The 18,656-nt window shown below is 62.7% G+C and carries 17 protein-coding genes and 1 pseudogene; 9 read left to right on the forward strand and 9 right to left on the reverse strand.

From position 1 onward, the window contains the following. A partial coding sequence (locus B0G73_RS30940) for a transposase (RefSeq protein ID WP_146144249.1) occupies positions 1–353 on the forward strand: 353 nt, incomplete at its 5' end. Positions 354–736: 383 nt separating this feature from the next. Here B0G73_RS30940 and B0G73_RS30945 read toward each other — a convergent pair. Together B0G73_RS30945 and B0G73_RS30950 are read right to left on the reverse strand one after the other, a co-directional pair. Continuing rightward, on the reverse strand, positions 737–2,098 hold the full coding sequence (locus tag B0G73_RS30945; protein ID WP_106284959.1) for an MFS transporter: 1,362 nt from the start codon (positions 2,096–2,098) through the stop codon (positions 737–739). A 67-nt stretch (positions 2,099–2,165) separates the two neighbouring features. Next, positions 2,166–3,338: a M20 aminoacylase family protein gene (locus B0G73_RS30950; protein ID WP_106284960.1), complete on the reverse strand. Its 1,173-nt coding sequence runs from the start codon at positions 3,336–3,338 to the stop codon at positions 2,166–2,168. A 118-nt stretch (positions 3,339–3,456) separates the two neighbouring features. Between B0G73_RS30950 and B0G73_RS30955 the strand changes: the two genes are divergently transcribed. Continuing rightward, the gene (locus tag B0G73_RS30955) at positions 3,457–4,407 is read left to right on the forward strand and encodes a LysR substrate-binding domain-containing protein (RefSeq protein WP_106284961.1); all 951 of its coding nucleotides are present in this window, start codon (positions 3,457–3,459) and stop codon (positions 4,405–4,407) included. Positions 4,408–4,430: 23 nt separating this feature from the next. On the opposite strand, the gene B0G73_RS30960 is transcribed toward B0G73_RS30955, so the two are convergent. Then, positions 4,431–5,867, reverse strand: coding sequence for an aldehyde dehydrogenase family protein (locus B0G73_RS30960; protein WP_106284962.1), 1,437 nt, complete (start codon positions 5,865–5,867; stop codon positions 4,431–4,433). Between the two features lie 211 nt (positions 5,868–6,078). Here B0G73_RS30960 and B0G73_RS30965 point away from each other — a divergent pair, with 211 nt between their 5' ends. Beyond that, entirely contained in the window at positions 6,079–6,450 is a 372-nt protein-coding gene (locus B0G73_RS30965) for a cupin domain-containing protein (RefSeq protein WP_012432544.1), read from the forward strand. A gap of 113 nt (positions 6,451–6,563) precedes the next feature. Here B0G73_RS30965 and B0G73_RS30970 read toward each other — a convergent pair whose 3' ends face one another. The 3 genes from B0G73_RS30970 to B0G73_RS30980 form a co-directional block, all read right to left on the reverse strand. Continuing rightward, positions 6,564–7,955, reverse strand: coding sequence for an FAD-binding oxidoreductase (locus B0G73_RS30970; protein WP_106284963.1), 1,392 nt, complete (start codon positions 7,953–7,955; stop codon positions 6,564–6,566). Between the two features lie 68 nt (positions 7,956–8,023). Further along, positions 8,024–9,610, reverse strand: a complete 1,587-nt coding sequence (locus B0G73_RS30975) for a cytosine permease (RefSeq protein ID WP_106284964.1) — start codon at positions 9,608–9,610, stop codon at positions 8,024–8,026. 280 nt (positions 9,611–9,890) lie between these two features. Further along, positions 9,891–10,871, reverse strand: coding sequence for a LysR family transcriptional regulator (locus B0G73_RS30980; protein ID WP_106284965.1), 981 nt, complete (start codon positions 10,869–10,871; stop codon positions 9,891–9,893). A 244-nt stretch (positions 10,872–11,115) separates the two neighbouring features. Here B0G73_RS30980 and B0G73_RS30985 point away from each other — a divergent pair. The 5 genes and pseudogenes from B0G73_RS30985 to B0G73_RS31005 all read left to right on the forward strand — a co-directional run bounded on the left by B0G73_RS30985 (position 11,116) and on the right by B0G73_RS31005 (position 16,158). Beyond that, positions 11,116–12,444: pseudogene (locus B0G73_RS30985) on the forward strand (NAD(P)/FAD-dependent oxidoreductase). A gap of 428 nt (positions 12,445–12,872) precedes the next feature. Then, positions 12,873–13,226 carry a hypothetical protein gene (locus tag B0G73_RS30990; RefSeq protein WP_258194016.1) on the forward strand — a complete coding sequence of 118 codons (354 nt, stop codon included), beginning with the start codon at positions 12,873–12,875 and terminating at the stop codon, positions 13,224–13,226. A gap of 21 nt (positions 13,227–13,247) precedes the next feature. Continuing rightward, positions 13,248–13,931, forward strand: coding sequence for a heavy metal response regulator transcription factor IrlR (gene irlR / locus B0G73_RS30995; RefSeq protein WP_106284967.1), 684 nt, complete (start codon positions 13,248–13,250; stop codon positions 13,929–13,931). After that, positions 13,928–15,343, forward strand: coding sequence for a heavy metal sensor histidine kinase (locus B0G73_RS31000; protein ID WP_106284968.1), 1,416 nt, complete (start codon positions 13,928–13,930; stop codon positions 15,341–15,343). Before irlR ends, B0G73_RS31000 begins: the two co-directional genes overlap by 4 nt. 188 nt (positions 15,344–15,531) lie before the next feature. Then, positions 15,532–16,158 (forward strand): carbonic anhydrase, encoded by a 627-nt coding sequence (locus B0G73_RS31005; RefSeq protein WP_106284969.1) that lies wholly within the window; start codon positions 15,532–15,534, stop codon positions 16,156–16,158. Positions 16,159–16,193: 35 nt separating this feature from the next. Here the strand turns inward: B0G73_RS31005 and B0G73_RS31010 are convergent, their stop codons facing one another. Then, positions 16,194–17,087, reverse strand: coding sequence for a LysR family transcriptional regulator ArgP (locus B0G73_RS31010; protein ID WP_106284970.1), 894 nt, complete (start codon positions 17,085–17,087; stop codon positions 16,194–16,196). A gap of 97 nt (positions 17,088–17,184) precedes the next feature. Here B0G73_RS31010 and B0G73_RS31015 point away from each other — a divergent pair, with 97 nt between their 5' ends. Then, positions 17,185–17,802: a LysE/ArgO family amino acid transporter gene (locus tag B0G73_RS31015; RefSeq protein ID WP_106284971.1), complete on the forward strand. Its 618-nt coding sequence runs from the start codon at positions 17,185–17,187 to the stop codon at positions 17,800–17,802. 263 nt (positions 17,803–18,065) lie between these two features. Here B0G73_RS31015 and B0G73_RS31020 read toward each other — a convergent pair whose 3' ends face one another. Together B0G73_RS31020 and B0G73_RS31025 are read right to left on the reverse strand one after the other, a co-directional pair. Next, positions 18,066–18,284 carry a hypothetical protein gene (locus B0G73_RS31020; protein WP_106284972.1) on the reverse strand — a complete coding sequence of 73 codons (219 nt, stop codon included), beginning with the start codon at positions 18,282–18,284 and terminating at the stop codon, positions 18,066–18,068. Continuing rightward, positions 18,284–18,634 (reverse strand): hypothetical protein, encoded by a 351-nt coding sequence (locus B0G73_RS31025; protein ID WP_106284973.1) that lies wholly within the window; start codon positions 18,632–18,634, stop codon positions 18,284–18,286. The genes B0G73_RS31020 and B0G73_RS31025 overlap by 1 nt, the downstream gene beginning before the upstream one ends. Positions 18,635–18,656 lie beyond the last annotated feature (22 nt).

An 18,656-nucleotide genomic window follows, 5' to 3' on the forward strand; every position in this document is an offset into this window, starting at 1 on the left:
CCGCGCAGCAGGCCCTGGAGGCCTTTGCCGAAGGGCCATGGGGTGCGAAGTATCCGACCATCGTGCAGTCGTGGCGACGGGCGTGGGAGAACGTCACACCGTTCTTCGTGTTTCCGCCCGACATACGCCGTGTCGTCTACACCACGAATGCCATTGAGAGCCTGAACATGCAACTACGCAAGATCATCAAGACCCGCGGTCACTTCCCCAACGACGAGGCCGCCATCAAGCTACTGTGGCTGGCATTGCGCAACGTGCTGGCGAAGTCTGTACGGGCGGCATTCGACTGGTCCTCCGCCATGAACCAGTTCGCCATTCTGTTTGGCGAGCGTTTTACCAACGCACGCGGGTAACTCCGCTAACCGCCTCGCACACAAAAATGCGGACAGGTTCCGAGAAAACTGCCAACGTATCGACGAGACGCTCAACCGCAAAGCCGTCAACGGTACTGAACGACCGCGACGGCGCGCGCAGCGCCGCCGGAAGAATGAGCGCTTTGTCACGAAAGCGGAATGTGCGAGAACACAGATTCCAGATGTGCCACTACCGCATCTGTGCGGGGGACCGCTTAAGAATTAGCGGTGTGGGCCGCTTTCTCTTGCTTACTTCTCTTTGCGGCCGGCAAAGAGAAGTAAGTGCCGCCCCGCACAGGGGCAACGCTAATAGACCGCTAACAAAGCACGGAAAGGCCAACACCAGCGAGAACTCACCCCAACCCGCCACGCCGGCAAAAAACCTAACCAATATCCTGCCCCGCAGTCTCCCGCATAAACGGCAACGGCAACAAAGAAACCACCCCACACCCAATCAGATACCAAGCCGGCGCGAGGTTGCTGCCAGAAACCTGGATCAACCACGTAGCAAAAAACTGCGCAAACCCACCAAAGATAGAAACCCCGAGACAATAGACAATCGACATCCCGGTAGCACGAATCTCGCGAGGAAACATCTCCGGCAACATAACGATATTAGGCACAGCGGTAAAAGCAACAAGCACTGCCAATCCGGCGACCACGGACAACAGAACCGGCACCGTAGGCGAAGCATTGATCATCATGAATGCCGGATACACCGCCACAATCAGCAACACGCGCGAAATCCACAAGACACGCTTGCGCCCAACGCGATCGGACAACGCGCCGGCGAATGGCGAACAGATCACCGTCACCACGGCAGCGGTCCACGCTGCCCAGAGCGCCGACGACATCGGCAAATGCAAAATCCTGATCGCGTAGGTCGACAGATAAAACAGCACGATGTAGTTAGCCGCGGTCCCACCGATCGTCGTCAACACACCCGTGGTGATCACACGCGAATGGTCGCGAAACAGCTTGCGCACCGGCTGCGAGGCAGGCTGTGAACTTGGCTGCGAACCCGCCGCGCCATCTTCCACACCAGGCAGCGTCTCATTCAGATGCCGCCGGATATAGATCCCAATCGGCCCCATCGCCATGCCGATCACAAACGGCACGCGCCACCCCCAACTCTCCAGCGCCGCGGTCGATAGCGCCGCCGCCAACGCGACACCCAACAACGACCCGCACACCGTGTTCAACCCTTGGCTCACGAACTGCCAACTGCCGTAGAACCCACGCGTTTTATTGCTGCCATACTCCAGCAGCAACGACGTCGACGCACCGACCTCACCCCCCAAAGCAAACCCCTGAATCAACCGCGCGAGAATCACGAGCAACGGCGCGGCAACCCCGATCGCCGCATACGTCGGCGCAAACGCGATGATCGCGGAGCCGAGCGTCATCAGCCACAGCGTGAGACTCATCGCGGCCTTGCGGCCCGCGCGGTCCGCATACGCGCCAAGCACGATACCGCCCACCGGCCGCATGATGAAACCGACGCCGAACGTGCCGACCGCCAGCATCAGTTGCGCGAGTTGCCCTTCCACCGGGAAATACAGCTTGCCGATGATCGTCGCGAAGAAGCTGTATATCGTGAAGTCGAAAAACTCGAGGCCGTTGCCCAGCGTGATCGCGGCAATCGCCTTGGCGTGGCTCGTACGTTCGACAGGCTGCGCGGCCGTCGTGCTCTGCATGCTCAACGCGTCGGTGCCGGCGGATTGCGGTGCGGCGGAATAGTCCATCTGTGTCTCCTTGATGTCTTCCTGCTGATGCGCGGCGGTTTTGCCCGCTTATGCAAACGCTGCGGCCTCAGGCCAGAAACGTCTGCGCGAGCCTCACCCAGTAGGCGGCGCCGGTGGCGAGGCAAGCGTCGTTGAAATCGTAGCCAGGGTTGTGGACCATACAGCCGCCCTCGCCGTCGCCATTGCCGATGATCAGGTAGCTGCCTGGGCAACGCTCGAGCAGGAACGCAAAGTCTTCGCTGCCGGTGAGCGGTTGCATGTCGGTAATCAGGCCGTCGTCGCCGAGCCAGTCGAGCGCGACTTGCCGCGCGAGCCCGGTCATGGCCGCATCGTTGACGAGCACCGGATAGCGACGCTGATAGTCCACGTCCGCACGCGCGCCGAACACGGCCGCCTGAGCGCAAGCCATCGCCGTGATGCGTTCCTGCAGATAATCGCGAACCTCGGGTTTCAATGCGCGCACGGAAAGGCGCATCTCGGCGGTTTCTGGAATCACGTTCGGCGCTTCGCCCGCGTGGATCGCGCCGACGGTGATGATCGCCATGTCGAGCGGCGCGATATTGCGCGACACGATGGACTGCAACGCCAGCACGATCTGCGCGCACACCACCACTGGATCGACGGCCTTATGCGGCACCGCGCCATGACCGCCACGCCCGGTCACCTTGATGATCACCGTATCCGACGAAGCCATGAACGAGCCCGGCAGGAAACCGAACTTGCCGGTCGGATAGCCCGGCATGTTGTGCATCGCGAACACCGCGTCGCACGGAAACTTGTCGAACAGGCCGTCCTCGAGCATTTTCTTCGCGCCGGCCAAGCCCTCTTCGGCAGGCTGAAAAATCAGATTCAACGTACCGTCGAAGCACCTTTCCTGCGCCAGATGTTTGGCGGCGGCAAGCAGCATGGCCGTGTGGCCGTCGTGTCCGCACGCGTGCATCTTGCCGGGCAGCTTGCTCGCGTATGGCAGGCCGGTGGTTTCGTGAATCGGCAACGCGTCCATGTCGGCGCGCAGCCCAAGCTTGCGCGTGCCATTGCCCACTTTCAATTGACCGACAACGCCTGTCTGACCCAGCCCGCGATGCACGGTGTAGCCCCACTCCTGCAGACGTTCGGCGACCAGGTCGCCGGTGGCGAACTCTTCGTAAGCCAGCTCGGGATGCGCGTGGATCCGGCGGCGCAGCGCGATCATTTCGTCTTCGAGTTCGGCGATGCCCGCCGGAATGGCCATGGTGTTCACGTCATGTCTCCGTCATTGAAAGCGTGAACCCAGCATAACGATGCCGAAATTCCAGTGGCAGGCGTAGAATCGTTGCGGCAGCAACTCGTGGTTGCCACCCCACCGCCCGCCTCGTCAGATGAAACTTCATCAACTCAGCACCTTAGCGGCCATTGCCGATACTGGAAGTATCCGGGCCGCGGCCCGTTCGCTCGACCTGTCGCCGGCCGCCGTGACCAAGGCGATGCGCGAACTGGAAGCCGATCTGCAAGCGCCGCTGGTGGTACGCAGCGCGAGCGGCGTCGCGTTTACCGAGTTCGGTCGCGCGCTGGTCGTGCATGCGCGTCTGGTGTTGGGGCAACTGCAGCGGGCGCAAGCGGAGATCGAAGCACTTCGCGGCGCAGCGGCCGGCAAGCTGTCGATCGGCGTCACGCCATGGGTCGCGTTGACGTTTCTGCCGCCCGCAGTGCAGCGCTTCCGGCAACGCATGCCGGAAGTGCAACTGGAGTTCTTCGAAGGTTTGCTCGCGGTCGTTCAGCCGCGTTTGCGCGACGGCAGCCTGGACTTTTCAATCGGCCGCCCGCCACCCGCGTCACCGCAATCGGAGTTTCACAACGTACCGCTGTTTTCCACGCATTCGGCCGTGGTCGCGCGGCGCGATCATCCCAAGGCCGGCTGCCGCACGCTGCTCGAACTGCAAGACGCGGAGTGGATATTGAACTGGGACCCGGCGAGTCGCGAGTCGATCTCGGACAATGTGTTCCGCAAGCGCGGCATGCAAGTGCCGCATACCATTCTGCTCGCGCATTCGCTGGCGGTCGTACTCGGTTTGCTTGCGCACACGGACATGCTCAGCATTTTTCCGTGGCCGCTCGTCGAAGTGACGCTCGCGAAGGAGCAGTTGTGGGCGCTGCCACTGCGCGAGACGGTCGATGAAACCATCGTCAGCATCACCTCACGCCGCGGCGCGCCGACGAGTCCGGCGGCCGCGTGCTTTCTCGAATGCCTGCGTGAAGTGATCGACGAAGGGGCGCGCTCGCAAGAGCCCGAGCAGCGCCGGCTGTTTCATTCGATCGAGTTGCTGCTTTAGTTTTTTCGCCGCGCGGTAGAGATTCAACCCTCGTAACCAACCACGCCCTTGATCTCCAGAAAGTCCTCCAGACCGAACTCACCGTACTCGCGGCCATTGCCCGATTGCTTGAAGCCGCCGAACGGCGCCTCGGGGTTGTAGTCCGCGTAGTTCAGATAGATCGTGCCGGTGCGCAGGCGCTTCGCCACCGCACGCGCGTGTTCGATCGAGTCGGATTGAATGTAGCCTGCGAGACCGTAAAGGCTGTCGTTGGCCATTGCGATCGCTTCATTTTCGGAGTCGTAGGCGAGGATCGACAGCACCGGCCCGAAGATTTCCTCGCGCGCGATCGTCATGTCGGGCGTGACCTTGCCGAATACCGTCGGCCGCACGAAGTAGCCGTCCTTCAATCCTTCGGGGCGGCCCGCGCCGCCGGCGACCAGCGTCGCGCCCTCTTCGATGCCGACGCCGATCAGCCGCTGGATCTTGTCGAACTGCTGTTCGCTGATCACGGGGCCGAGGTCCGTGCCCTTCGCATCCGCGGGACCGACGTTCAATGCTTGCGCGGCTTCTTTCGCATACGCGAGTGCTTCGGCTTCGCGCGCACGCGGCACGAACATCCGCGTGGGCGCATCGCACGACTGGCCGCTGTTGTCGAAACAGGCGCGCGTGCCGCGCATCACGGCTTCTTTCAGATCGGCGTCTTCAAGAATCAGGTTGGCCGATTTGCCGCCCAGTTCCTGATGCACGCGCTTGACCGTATCCGCCGCGGCCTTCGCGACCTGCACACCCGCGCGCGTCGATCCGGTGAACGACATCATGTCGATATCCGGATGCGACGACATTGCTTCGCCCACGGTGCGGCCTTCGCCGTTCACGAGGTTGAACACACCGGCCGGCACGCCCGCTTCGTCGAGAATCTCGGCGAAGATAATGGCCGACAACGGCGCCAATTCCGAAGGCTTGAGCACCATCGTGCAGCCGGCCGCGAGCGCGGGCGCGACCTTGGTGGTGATCTGCAGGGCCGGCCAGTTCCACGGCGTGATCAGCCCGCACACGCCGACCGCTTCCTTGCGGATCAGAATGCCGCTCTTCACGTACTCGAACTCGAAGGTATCGAGCGTGCGGATCATCGTTTCCAGATGCGCGACGCCGGTCCAGGCTTGCGCGTCGTTCGCGTACTGCAGCGGTGCGCCCATCTCGCGGCTGATTGCATGCACCATGTCGTCATAGCGCTTGCGATAGACGTCGAGGATCGCTTGCAGCAAGTCGATGCGTTGCGCGATCGTCGTTTCGCTGTAGGCGGGAAACGCGCGCTTCGCGGCGGCGACGGCGCGATCGACATCCGCCGCGCTGCCGAGCGAAATCTGCGCAAACGCGGCAGCGGTGGACGGATCGATTACATCGAGCGTGGCCGCGTCGGCCTGGTCGACCGGGTCGACCCACTGACCGTCGATATAAAACTGCTTGGCGTGTTGCATGGGCTTGTCCTCTATATGAAAGTTTCAGGTCAGACGCGGAGCAAATCGCACCCGCGGCGGCATCGCCTGCTATACATCGACGCTGCTCAATCTGAATGTCTTCAAATCGAAATTCATCGCTACGCAGCTTTGGCTCAGACTCCGGCTTCGAATCCATTTTTCGCCTCGTCTCAACGAGTGCGACTTCGAACCAATCAACCAGGAGAGACACATGAGCAACATTACTTTCACCCGCATCGACGCTAAAGGCCCAGGCGCTTCCGGTCTGAACCCGGCTCTGCACGATCCGGCCGACGTCATTCTCGACGGCGCCAAGGCACCGCACGCCCTCAACGCTTACTCCGACGCCACCAACATGTTGTCCGCCGGCGTATGGCAATGCGATGCGGGCACGCTGAAGCTGGCCGACCTGCCCATTCACGAAGTGTGCGTGCTGATCGAAGGCGAAGTCGTGATCACCAGCGACGACGGCCGCAGCGAACGCTATGCCGCCGGCGACGCCTTCATCCTGCACAAAGGCTTCTCGGGCACGTGGCATATGCCGGTGGCGACCAAGAAGTACAGCATCGTGTACTGCGGTTGATTCGAGTACTGCATTGCACCGCTGCTTCATCGAAAACCGCATCCTTCAAGATGCGGTTTTTTTATGCCCGAGAAAAGAACCGCGTCCACGCACACTGCGCGGACGCCTTCGCACTACATCGGAAAACCGAGCGCCTTGATCGAATTGATCCACAGACGACGCCAGCCGCCGCGATCATCCGCGCCGTCGAATGCGTTGAAGGTGATCTTCGCGGCGATCCAGCGCATGGGTTCCGGCGGGATATACGACGGCCCTTTGCGCGAGATATCGAGCGACGTGATGATCGTCTCGCGATTCCACAGCATATCGAGGCCCATCTTCGCACCGAAGCGGCTGCCCGCCACGCCAAAGCCCGTATAACCGGCGACGAACACGCTCTTGCCGCCGTGATAGCGCCGCGCGAACACTGCGCCGCGCGAGCAGTAATCGATCGGGCCGCCCCACGCATGCGTGAAGCGCACATCGTCGAGTTGCGGGAAGGTGCGATAGAACGCTTCGGCCAGCTTGTAATAGGTGCTTTCGTCGCGATCTTCCGCAGGGTTCGGATTGCCGCCGAAGTGATAACTCACCCGTCCGCCGAAGATAATGCGGTTGTCCTTGGTGAGCCGGAAGTAATTAAGCTGCGTACGCGTGTCGTAAATGCCCTGGCGGTTCTTCCAGCCGATACGCGCCATCTGTTCTTCGCTCAACGGCGCCGTCGCGATGATGTGATCGCGCACCTGCATCACACGGCGCTTGATGTCGGTCACGCCGACGTCCGCGGTGCCCGTGCCGAGCAGCACGCGCGGCGTTTCGATGCGGCCCGCCTGCGTATGCACGATCATCTTCGCGCCGCAATCTTCGAGACGCGTGATCGGCGAATGTTCATGCAGACGCACGCCGAGCTTCAGCGCGGCGGCCTTCAAACCCCATGCGAGCTTCGCCGGATGAATCGTGCCGCTGCGATTACGCGACCACATCGCCCCGGCAAAAAGCGGCGAATCGAGTTGTTCTCGTGCGCTTTTGCTGTCGAGCAAAACCACGTCGTGTCCATGCGCGACATGCAGCTCGTAGTCGCCCTTCAGATGACCAAGGTGGCCCGGATCGACCGCGACCGTCATCTCGCCGTTCCATTCGACGTCCGCCTCGATACCGTAGCGCGTCAACGATTCCTTGAAGCCGTCGAGATTCTCCTGCCCGAGCTTTTCGAGTACATCCAGGTCTTGCGGAAAGACGCGCGTCGCATTCGGCAGGCCGTGCATCACCGAAGTCGAGATGATGCCGCCCGGGCGCCCCGAGGCGCCATAGGCCACCTTGCCCGCCTCGACCAGCACGACGTCGAGCGACGGGTCGGCTTCTTTCGCCTGAATCGCGGCCCACAGACCGGTGAAGCCGCCGCCCACTACAACCAGATCGGCGATGGTCGGACCGATCAATTCCCGTTCGACAGCCGGCGCGCGCGGATTGTCCAGCCAGAACGGAAACAGTTTTACCCCTTCAAACGCGCGCTTTACTGACTCGCTCATGCTGTTTGCCTACTCAAATTAAATACCATTGCTCGTACTGCGCGAAGCCGCGCACATTGGCGTGCGCTTCAACCCGCGTCCTGCGTATCCAGTTCTGCCTCACGCTCGCGTCCCGCACGCGCCCGCGACCGCTCGACTACCTTAAGCTTAGTCGCCGGCACCACGGGATGCACGGTCACATTGTGCTGCGAACCACCACGTAGCCAACGTCGGCCTTGCGGTCCATACACGCCGTCCGGTTCCGGAAAACACTGCGACAAAGCGATATACAGTGCGGCGGCGAGCGTCAGCGAAACCGGCATGCTGATGTCGAGACCACCGGCGAGCTGACCAAGCGGTCCGACGAACTGGTCCGGCAGATTGACGAAGCACAGGCTGATCGCCGCGCTCGGAATCCACGCGCCCATCGCGCGCCAGTTCCAGCCGTGCGAGAACCAGTAGTGACCGCCGCGGCCGCCGCGATTGAACACCTGCAAGTCGTCGGATAAATAGAAACCGCGCCGCGTGACGAAGCCGATAATCATGATCACCATCCACGGGCAGCTGCACACATTGATCAGCACCGAGAACGTCGACACGCTTTCGACCAGATTGAAGGCGAAGCGGCCGAGGAAAATGAAGCCGATCGCGAGGCTGCCAATCAGCAACGTGGCGCGCACGCGGTTCAGGAATTTCGGAAACATGCTCGACATATCGAGGCCGGTGCCATACAGCGCGGTCGTGCCCGTCGACATGCCGCCGATGATTGCGATCAGGCAGACCGGCAGGAAGAACCAGTTCGGCGAGATGGCCAGCAAACCGCCCACGTAATTATTCGACGCGATGAAATCCGGCGCCTTGCTGGCGATGATCGTCGCCGTGGCAAGACCGAAGAAGAACGGCACGAACGTCGCCAGTTGCGCGAGCATCACCGCGAGGATCGTGCGCTTTCTCGGCGTGTTCTCCGGAATATAGCGGGCCCAATCGCCGAGGGTGCAGGCGAACGATACGGGATTGCTCATCGCGACCAGCACGGCGCTCACGAAGGCAGGCCAGAAACCCACCGCGCCGAGCGCGACCTTGCCGGCGTATGCGCCATCGAACGATTTGGTGAAAGCGAACAGACCGACCACGAAGAGAATGCTTGCCGCCCACACCGCGATCTTGTTGACCCACAGCATGAAACCGAAGCCATACACGCATACGGTCAGCACCAGCACCGCGAACAGACCGTACGCGAAGCTCAGCGTCATCCAGTTGACCGGCAAACCGAGCAAATGATTCGCACCGCCCACGAGCGCATCGCCCGAACTCCACACCGCCAGCGAGAAAAACGCGACTGCGGTCAGCACCGCCAGAAACGAGCCGACGATCCGCCCGTGAATGCCGAAATGCGCGCCCGACGAAACCGGGTCGCTGGTGCCGTTGCGCGGACCGAACAGGCTCATCGGCGCGAGAATGCATGAGCCGATCAGCACGCCGAGCACAATCGACCAGACCCCCGCCTTGAACGACAAACCGAGCAGCACCGGAAAGCTGCCGAGCACGGAGGTGGAAAAGGTGTTGCACCCGCCGAACAGCAAGCGGAACAGATCGATCGGCCGCGCATAGCGCGAGCGATCCGGAATGCGTTCGAAACCGAACGTTTCGACTTGAGTGATGCTGTTGCTGCTCATTGTCTCCGACTCCTGTAACGGCCAGGTCAATCACAATGGCTCGCCACGGGGATGCGGCGTCCACTTTTCTCAAATGTCTGGACGCCACTGTAAAGACAATCGGCGCGGGCAAAAATATCGTCTGCCCAACCTTTACTTCGATCTCCGGCGATGTAAGTCACAAGTCCCGTCCGGTAAGGCTCCGTGGGCAACGGAAAGGCCGTATAGGGACTTCTCGCAGCGCTGACGAAGCGCAAACGTCGAAGCGAATCGCGAGAAGTCCCGCGCCTTTTTGCCGGCTCTACGTCGCGTCCGCACCGCCCACCTGGCGCGCCTGGCGGCGTTTTTTGGCGGCGGCCACAGCAGGCAGCGGCACCGGCACCGCGCCCGACATGCCGTGCTCGATCAGAAAATCGCGGAACAGCCCAGCCACATGCGGCAGACGTTTGTCCGAGACGTGCATCACATACCAGTCGCGTTCGATCGGATTGGCGGACATGGGCAACAGCGCGAGCAAGCCCGCCTGAAACTCCAGCGAACAGGCGTGCAGCGACAGGAAAGCGATACCGAGTCCCGCTTCGACCAACTGCTTGATCGCCTCATTGCTCGATAGCTCAGAGCCGATGTGAAGCTTGAGGCCCGCAAGGCGAAACAGATTCTCGACGGTCGAGCGCGTGCCCGAACCGCGTTCCCGCACGAACAGATTCGCGCTTTGCAGATCATCGAGCGACAACCGTTTTTTCTTCATCAGCGCATGCGAGGGCGAGGCGACGAATGCCATTGGATGTTTGGCGAACGCGGTCGCAGCCGTGCGCAATTCGCGCGGCGCGCTACCCATCACCGCGAGATCGATTTCATGCGTCGCCAGCATACGGATGATGTCGGCGCGATTGCCGACCTTGAACTGCACTTTCACTTGCGGACGCGATTCGGTGAATCGCACCAGAAACGGCGGGATCAGATACTCGGCGGTGGTAATCGCGCCGATGCGCAGCGTGCCGCCCTGCTCGCCGTGCAACGCGGCCAGATCGTCAGCCGCGCCGTTCCACAGGTCGAGGATCTCCAGCGCATAGCGGGCGAGGATCTCACCGGCCGCGGTCAGCTGCACGCCACGGCCCACGCGCTGCAGGAGCGGTGCGCCCGCCGCCTCTTCCAGCAGCCGCACCTGTAGCGAAACAGCCGGTTGCGTGAGCCGCAATTCCTCGGCCGCGCGTGACACGCTGCCGAGCTTCGCAATCGTATGCAAGGTCTTCAACTGACGAAACGTCGCGGCTTTTAACATAAGTGAAAACCTATATGTCCCGTATAAACATTAAATTGTGCTGCGGTTTCCGCCGATTCTATACTGGCCTCACAGATGAGCCGGGAAATGTATGGAATCGCGCGCAACGCGGCGCCAGCACCGGCCCGGCACGAACAACCTCAGGAGGATAGCGATCATGGCCGCAATCGATCAGCCGGCAGGCACGACAACGCAACGGGCGCAACAGGCGCAACGGGCGCACCACGCGCAGTCCGCGCAACGCATGGACAAGACGGCGGCGCATCGCGTCGTGATCGTCGGCGGTGGCGTGGGTGGGCTCGGGCTGGCCACGCGTCTGTCCGAATCGCTCGGGCGTGCGGGTCTCGCGCAGATCGTGCTGGTCGACCGCTGGCCCACGCATTTCTGGAAGCCCCTGCTGCACGAAGCCGCTTCAGGCCAACTCGATCCCGCGACCCATCAACTGCAATATGCAGTGCAGGCGCAACGCCATGGCTTCGAATTCGAACAGGGCGAACTCACCGAGCTCAATCGCGCGGAGCGGCATATCACGCTGAGTGCATTGCATGACGCCGACGGCCGCGAAATTCTGCCGTCACGTCAGATCGCGTTCGACACGCTGGTGCTGTCCATGGGCAGCGTGACGCAATATTTCGGCGTGCCCGGTGCCGCTTAACATGCGTTGCCGCTCGAATCGGTCGCGCATGCGGAAGCTTTCCGCCGCAAGCTGCTCGATGCCTGTCTGCGTGCGAATCACGCACGCCGGGCGCGGACCGCGCAGGCGGACACGCCGGTGTCGATCAACATCATCGGTGCGGGCGCAACCGGTGTCGAACTCGCCGCCGCGTTGCGCGACACAGTACGTCTGCTGAATCGCTACACGCCCTTCTCGCTCGATCCGGTACGCGACTTCCGCATCCGTTTGATCGAAAGCAGCGGGCGCGTGCTGCCCGCTTTGTCCGAAACGATTTCAGCGCGCGCGCAGCGCATGCTCGCCACTCTCGGCGTGGACGTGCTGAGCGCAACACGCGTCACCGAAGTGCGCGCCGACGCCGTGCTGACCGACGGCGGGGCTCCGCTCGCCAGCGACATCGCGATCTGGACGGCGGGCATCTCGGGACCGCCTGTCTTGCGCACGCTGGACGGCATCGCGGTGAATCGCAACGCGCAGATTCAGGTGAATCGCACCTTGCAGTGCACGAACGACGCAAACGTATTCGGCCTCGGCGACTGCGCGGCCTGTCCCGCCGACGACGCCGGCGCGTTCCTCGCGCCGCGCGCGCAGGTCGCGCATCAGCAGGCGCTGTTTCTTGCGCGTGCGTTGAAGTGCCGGATTGCGGGCAAAGCGCTGCCCGAGTTCGTGTACCGCGACGCCGGCACGCTGGTCGGCTTCGGGCGTGAAGGCACTATTGGCAGCCTCAGCAGCAGCTTGCTGACGCAGCCGGTGTTCGTCGACGGATGGCTGGCCACCGTGGTCTACAAGCTCATCTATCGGCGGCACGTGATGACGCTGACCGGCTTCGCGCGCATGGCGCTCGATTCGGCGAGCCACTGGCTGCGCAGACGCGTGCACCCGGTGATTCGTCTGCACTAAATAAAACATCCCTGCTCACGCGCCGGCCGATGCGATCGGTTCGGCAAGTGAGCGGCCGTTCCCTGCTTCAATCCACCGCATCTGAAACGCGTCTGCCGCGGAACCGCGCGCACCACCGCCCGCTCGCGCTTCACGTCTTCGGCGCCATATCGGCGACGCCTGCCAACTCCCTCGCATTCCGCACAATCCAATCTCCGTTTCCGTTCGATCCAGTCCTCATGCCAGGTCGGAGCGACTCGCTGAACGCGATCGCGCCATGACGATCCTGTCACGCGTGTCACGCACCGCAACAAAAGATGCACACGACATATATGACGGAATTGTCATGTTTATCTCATGCTGGCAGCGATCAGGTATCCGTACGATAGGTGCGTCCCGTCCTCAAAGTGAACCGTATGCGCCACTTTCAACGAATGCGAAGCCTGACGATGCGCATCACGCATTTCGGCGCAAACGTCCCCGGGCGCTGGGAGCGACTGCGCATCGATCATCCGGTCTCGCTCGGGGCCGCGCTGCTCGTCATTGCACTCAGTTCGCTGGCGTTCTGGTGGAATCAACCTGACGGGCTGTTCGACGGCGGCGACCCCGCCTGTCCTTCGGCATATGGACCGCCCGCGGGTCCGCAGGAGCCGTTCATCGAGCGAGGCCTGCTCTCGCTCGAGGTATTTTCCACGATGACCCGCACCATGCCGCGGCCCTCCGGTCCGCCCGCCGCAGCGCATCACGAGCTCGATGCACCCAATGCCTCCGTGTCATGCGCGCCCACTCGCGCCGGCCGCTGACCGGCAGCACTGAAAAAAATCATGCGCATCCTGATCGTCGAGGACGAAATCAAAACCGGCACGTATCTTCGGAAAGGCCTGACCGAAGCGGGCTTTATCGTCGATTGGGTGGAAGACGGCGTGACCGGCCAGCACCGGGCGTTGACGGAGGACTACGATCTGATCGTGCTCGACGTCATGCTGCCCGGCCAGGACGGCTGGACGTTGCTGAAAAACCTGCGCCGCACCCATTCGACTTCCGTCCTGCTGCTCACCGCGCGCGACGAGGTGGACGACAAGGTGCGCGGCCTCAACATGGGCGGCGACGACTATCTCGTCAAGCCGTTCGACTTCGCCGAACTGCTGGCCCGTGTGCGCTCCATTCTGCGACGTGGCCAAACCCGCGACGCCGCCTCGCTGCAAGTATCCAACCTGGTGCTCGACCTGACGCGCCGCAAGGCCACGCGCCACGGCGACATGATTCTGCTCACGGCCAAGGAATTCGCATTGCTATGGCTGCTGATGCGCCGTCAGGGCGAAATCCTGCCGCGTTCGACGATCGCTTCCCAGGTGTGGGACATGAACTTCGACAGCGACACCAATGTCGTCGACGCCGCGATCCGCCGCCTGCGCGCAAAGGTCGACGACAACTATGAACCCAAGCTGATCCACACCGTGCGAGGCATGGGCTACGTATTGGAAGAGCGCGGCCCGGCGCAGCCATGATTCGACGTCTACTCGCGGCGCTGCTCGTGCCGCGGACTTTGCGCGCGAGGCTGTCGATCCTGTTCGCGCTTTCGACCTCAGTGCTACTCATATTCAATGGCGTATTGCTGTATCACGGCCTGAAAACGCGTATCGAAGCGGCGTCGGCTCGCGAGATGACCACGACCCTCGCCGCGCTGCAATTGCGTCTCCACACCATGCCCAGCATCCAGGCGGTCAGCGCGGATCGCGAGACGTGGCACAACCAGTTATACGGTCATCAGAACCTCGATATCGCGCTATTCGACGCGCACAGCGCACCGCTCATCCGCACCAACGGCTACTGGCCGAATGCGCAGACGATGACCGTCAGCACCGACCTCGCGCCGGTACGCGTGTCGATCGCAAATCTGCCGCTGCGCTTTCTGGTGGCGATGGCGCCGCTCGGCGATGGCGCCGGCACGCAGGTGCGAGTGGTCGTCCAATACGACGCGAGCGGCGAACGCGCGCTACTGCGCGCCTATGCGCTCAACGTTCTGGTCGTCATCGTGACGGGCACGCTGGTGAATGCGCTGCTTGCATGGTCGATCGCGCGTTTCGGACTGCGGCCGCTGGCCCGTTTGACGGCGCGCGCCGAGCAGATCTCCAGCCGCCATCTTGCGGAGCCCTTGCCCGAACACGAGATGCCCGGCGAACTAAAGGAACTGAGCCGGGCGTTCAACCGGATGCTCGCGCGCCTGCATGAGTCGTTCACGCGTCTCACGCAATTTTCGTCCGACCTTGCGCACGACATGCGCACTCCGCTCACCAATCTACTGGCTGAAGCGCAAGTGGCACTCTCTCAACCCCGTTCCGCCGACGAATATCGCAGCGTGATCGAATCGAGCGTGGACGAATGCCAGCGCCTCGCGCGCCTGATCGACAGCATGCTGTTTCTCGCGCGCGCGGACAGCGTTCGCCACCGCTTGACGCTGCAGTGTGTCGATGCAGGCGCCGAAGCGCTGCGCATTGCCGGCTATTACGAAGTCATGGCCGCCGACGCCGGCGTCGAGATCGTCGTCTCGGGCAACGCGCGCTTCGAAGGCGATGTGCTGATGGTGCAGCGGGCGCTCAGCAACCTGATTTCAAACGCGTTGACCCACGCGCCGCGCGGCAGCATTGTCGACGTGCGGTGTGCGGAACGCCGGCGCCATGCGCACATATCGGTATCGGACACCGGCGCCGGCATCGCGACGCCGCATCTGGAGCGCATCTTCGACCGTTTCTACCGGGTCGATCCATCGCGGCATAACTCGGCGAGCGGCACCGGCCTCGGACTCGCCATCGTCAAGTCGATCATGGACGAACATGACGGCGAATGCAGCGTGGAAAGCGTACCGCATTTGCGCACTACCTTCAGCCTGCGCTTTCCGAAGCATCCACCGATCGGCTAGGTGAAGCACGCGCCCGCACGATGACAAAACTATCATGCGGTGATCACTACGGTCTCATCCCGCGTCCCGCACAATGTCCGTGCCTGTTCGATATTGATCAGTCATCCCAATCAACCCGCAGAGGGGTCGATGAAACATTGCACAAGCGCACTCCCCAATGCGAATGTTGCATCAACGGAAGCCCGTTCATGACATCTCCGAAACACATGCTCGTCGAAAACCTTGCCTGGTCCGACGAAATCATCACCCGCGATCCCGCTTATTTCCGGCGCCTCGCCGGCAATCAGCAACCGAATGTGCTGTGGATCGGCTGCTCCGACAGCCGCGTGCCGGAAGCCATTACGCGGGCGAAGCCCGGCGAGATTTTCGTACATCGCAACATCGCGAATCTCGTCGCCGATAACGACGAGAGCCTGTCGAGCGTGCTCGAATACGCAGTCACCGTGCTGCAAGTGGAACATGTGATCGTCTGCGGGCATCACTGCTGTGGCGGCGTGCAGGCGGCATTGCGACCGCCCGCGCCCGAGTTGCCGAACGTCAATCGCCGCATTGGAGGAATTCGCCGGTTGTGCGCGCTGCACACCGCCGAATTGCGCGAGCTGCCGAGCTTCGAGGCGCGTGCGGATCGACTCGCCGAGCTCAATGTGCTGGCGCAAGTGCAGGCGCTGCAAGCCATGTCGCTGATTCAGCGCGCACCGCGCCCGGTGCGGATTCACGGCTGGATCTTCTCCATGCACGAAGGACGTTTGAAGACATTGACTGACACGCCCTGGCCCGCGAACTACGACACGAATGCCGAGGCCGCAGCGGGCTGATAGCCTCTGCGCCAACCGGTCGGCGTCCCTGCAGGTCAGTCCAGAAACTCGGTCGCCCGCTTGCGCAGCACCGCGCCGAAGTCGTCGAGCCAGCCGATCGACAAACGCCAGCTCTGCCAGTAGAGATCGACGTCGATATGCTTGCCGGGCGCGATCTCCACCAGTTCGCCGCTGGCCAGATGCGAGGCGATCATGCGCTCCGGGCACATGCCCCAGCCGAGGCCCGTGACACAGGCACGCAAGAAACCGGCGACGTGCGGAATCCAGTGCAACGGCGGATCGACTTCCGCGCGCGTGATGCGGCGCATGAAGCGCTTTTGCAACTGGTCCTTCGGATTGAAATCGACGCAGGGCGTGCGCCGCAAGCTCTCGCGCGTCACGCCGTCGGCAAAGTGGCGCGCGAGAAAGTCCGGTGAACAGACCGCCAGATAACGCATCCGGCCGAGACGCGTGGAGCGGCAACCCTGCACCGGCTCGGCTTGCGTGGTGACCGCGCCCTGCACGCTGCCGTCGCGAATCCGCTGCGCGGTGTGGTCCTGATCGTCGATCACCAGATCGAGCAGCATCTCCCGCTCGACGCAAAATGGCGCGACCGCGTCGATGAACCAGGTGCCCACGCTGTCGTCGTTGACGGCGATGCGCAGCGCCGGCCACGCTTCAACCAGCGCGCCGGGCAGCGCCGGTAGCCGGCCGGTCAGTTCCGCTTCGAGTAATTGCACGCGTTCGGTGTGGCGGCACAGCAGCGCGCCCGAGGTGGTCGCGACGCAGGGCTGGCCGCGCTTCACCAGCACGCTGCCCACGCGCTCCTCCAACAGTTTGACCCGCTGCGATACCGCGGACGGCGTCACATTCAGTTCGCCGGCGGCACGGTCGAACGAGCCGTGGCGCACCACGGCGGCCAGCGCATCGAGCAACGCATAGTCGAGCATTAGCGTTCCTTAATCGGCATTAAGTGAATTAGCTTCTCTTACGATCGGCAAACCCGCAGACTAGCTTCGTTCGCGGCTCCCGTCTACTGGATCGATTATGAATTGGCTGTCTTTTTCCCACGGCGCCGCCTTGTGCGCATCCCTGATCGTGACCATCGGCGCGCAGAACGCCTTCGTGCTGCGTCAGGGCATCATGCGCTCGCATGTTGGCAAAATCGTCGTGCTGTGCGCGCTGTCGGACTTCATTCTGATCGGCGCGGGCGTGGGCGGCGCATCGGTGCTGGTCGAGCGCTATCCCCTGTTCGTCCACGCGATGCTGTACGTCGGGCTCGCCTATCTGGCGTGGTTCGGGATCAATGCATTGCGACGCGCGGTGCGGCCGGAGCATGCGGTGCTGGATGGCGAGAACGTGAGCGCGGCGCCCGTGCAGCGCGCCGTGCCGATCATTCTGATGACGCTCGCGTTCACGTGGCTCAATCCGCACGTGTACCTCGACACGTTCCTGCTGATCGGCACGGCCGGCGCACGCGAGCCCGAAGGCGCGCGGGTCGCCTTTGCGCTGGGTGCGATGGCCGTCAGCGGAATCTGGTTTATCGGTCTGGGTTACGGTGCGCGCGCTCTCGCGCCGCTCTTCAAGCGGGCGACGGCATGGCGCGTGCTGGATGGCGCGATCGGCAGCATGGTGCTCCTGCTCGCGGTGACACAGTTGCGGTAAGCGGCGTGGGCGCGGTCGTCGTTGCACGATGTCGGTGAGCACACAGCACGCCCCACAGTACGGAGCGCCCTGCGCCACGGCGAACCGTCTATAGCGTTCCCGCCTGGACGCAGCCGAGCGCGGACGCCTTCAACGCAGCCGCGGCGCGCGTTGAACATTCGAGATTACGAAAAACGCTTTCCACATGCGTGCGATGAACGCCTTACCACGGCCAGTGGTTGCGCTCAACGAGTCAGAAGTCTGCGCATCGGATTCGGCGCTGCTTACCCGTGACTGTCGATCCACGCACGCGCCCATTCGAGACCCGCGCGTTGCGCTTCGTCTTCGGTATCGAAGTAGGCGAGAATGCCCGACGCTTCGACCAGCTTGCCGGCGAGCGTGATGGTCCCGCTAGCGCCGTACCGCTCGGGCTGCAAAATGTCCTCCTGCTGCAAGATGGCGTGACCCCAGACGGTGTAGCCGTGATAAGTCTGGGACTCCATTAACGTGTCACCTCAGGCGTGACACCTCCAGAGCTGACTCGCAGCACATTACCCTCGGGCGTGATCTGCCGCGGAATCTCGGACATGTCCGGTGCGTGTGCAGGCACGCTTTCCCGCCGATCCGATTTCGCGACGAGTCTCCCAACCGGCGCCGGCGCGGTGCGCGTGCGAGCTTTCATTGCGTGGGGAACGATGTGCCGACTCGCGACAGGCCGACGGGCAACGACTGCGCAATGCGGCTTGCCAACTCGCGCTTCCGGTGGGTTCCAGACCTCGACATAGTGCTCGCCGGCCATTGCCGTTGAAGCCGCCACGCACAGCATGATGCCCAAGCCCAAAAATCGAAACATGTTCTCTCCCTATGCTCCGCCG

The sequence above is a fragment of the Paraburkholderia sp. BL25I1N1 genome (genome assembly GCF_003002025.1).
GTDB lineage: Bacteria > Pseudomonadota > Gammaproteobacteria > Burkholderiales > Burkholderiaceae > Paraburkholderia.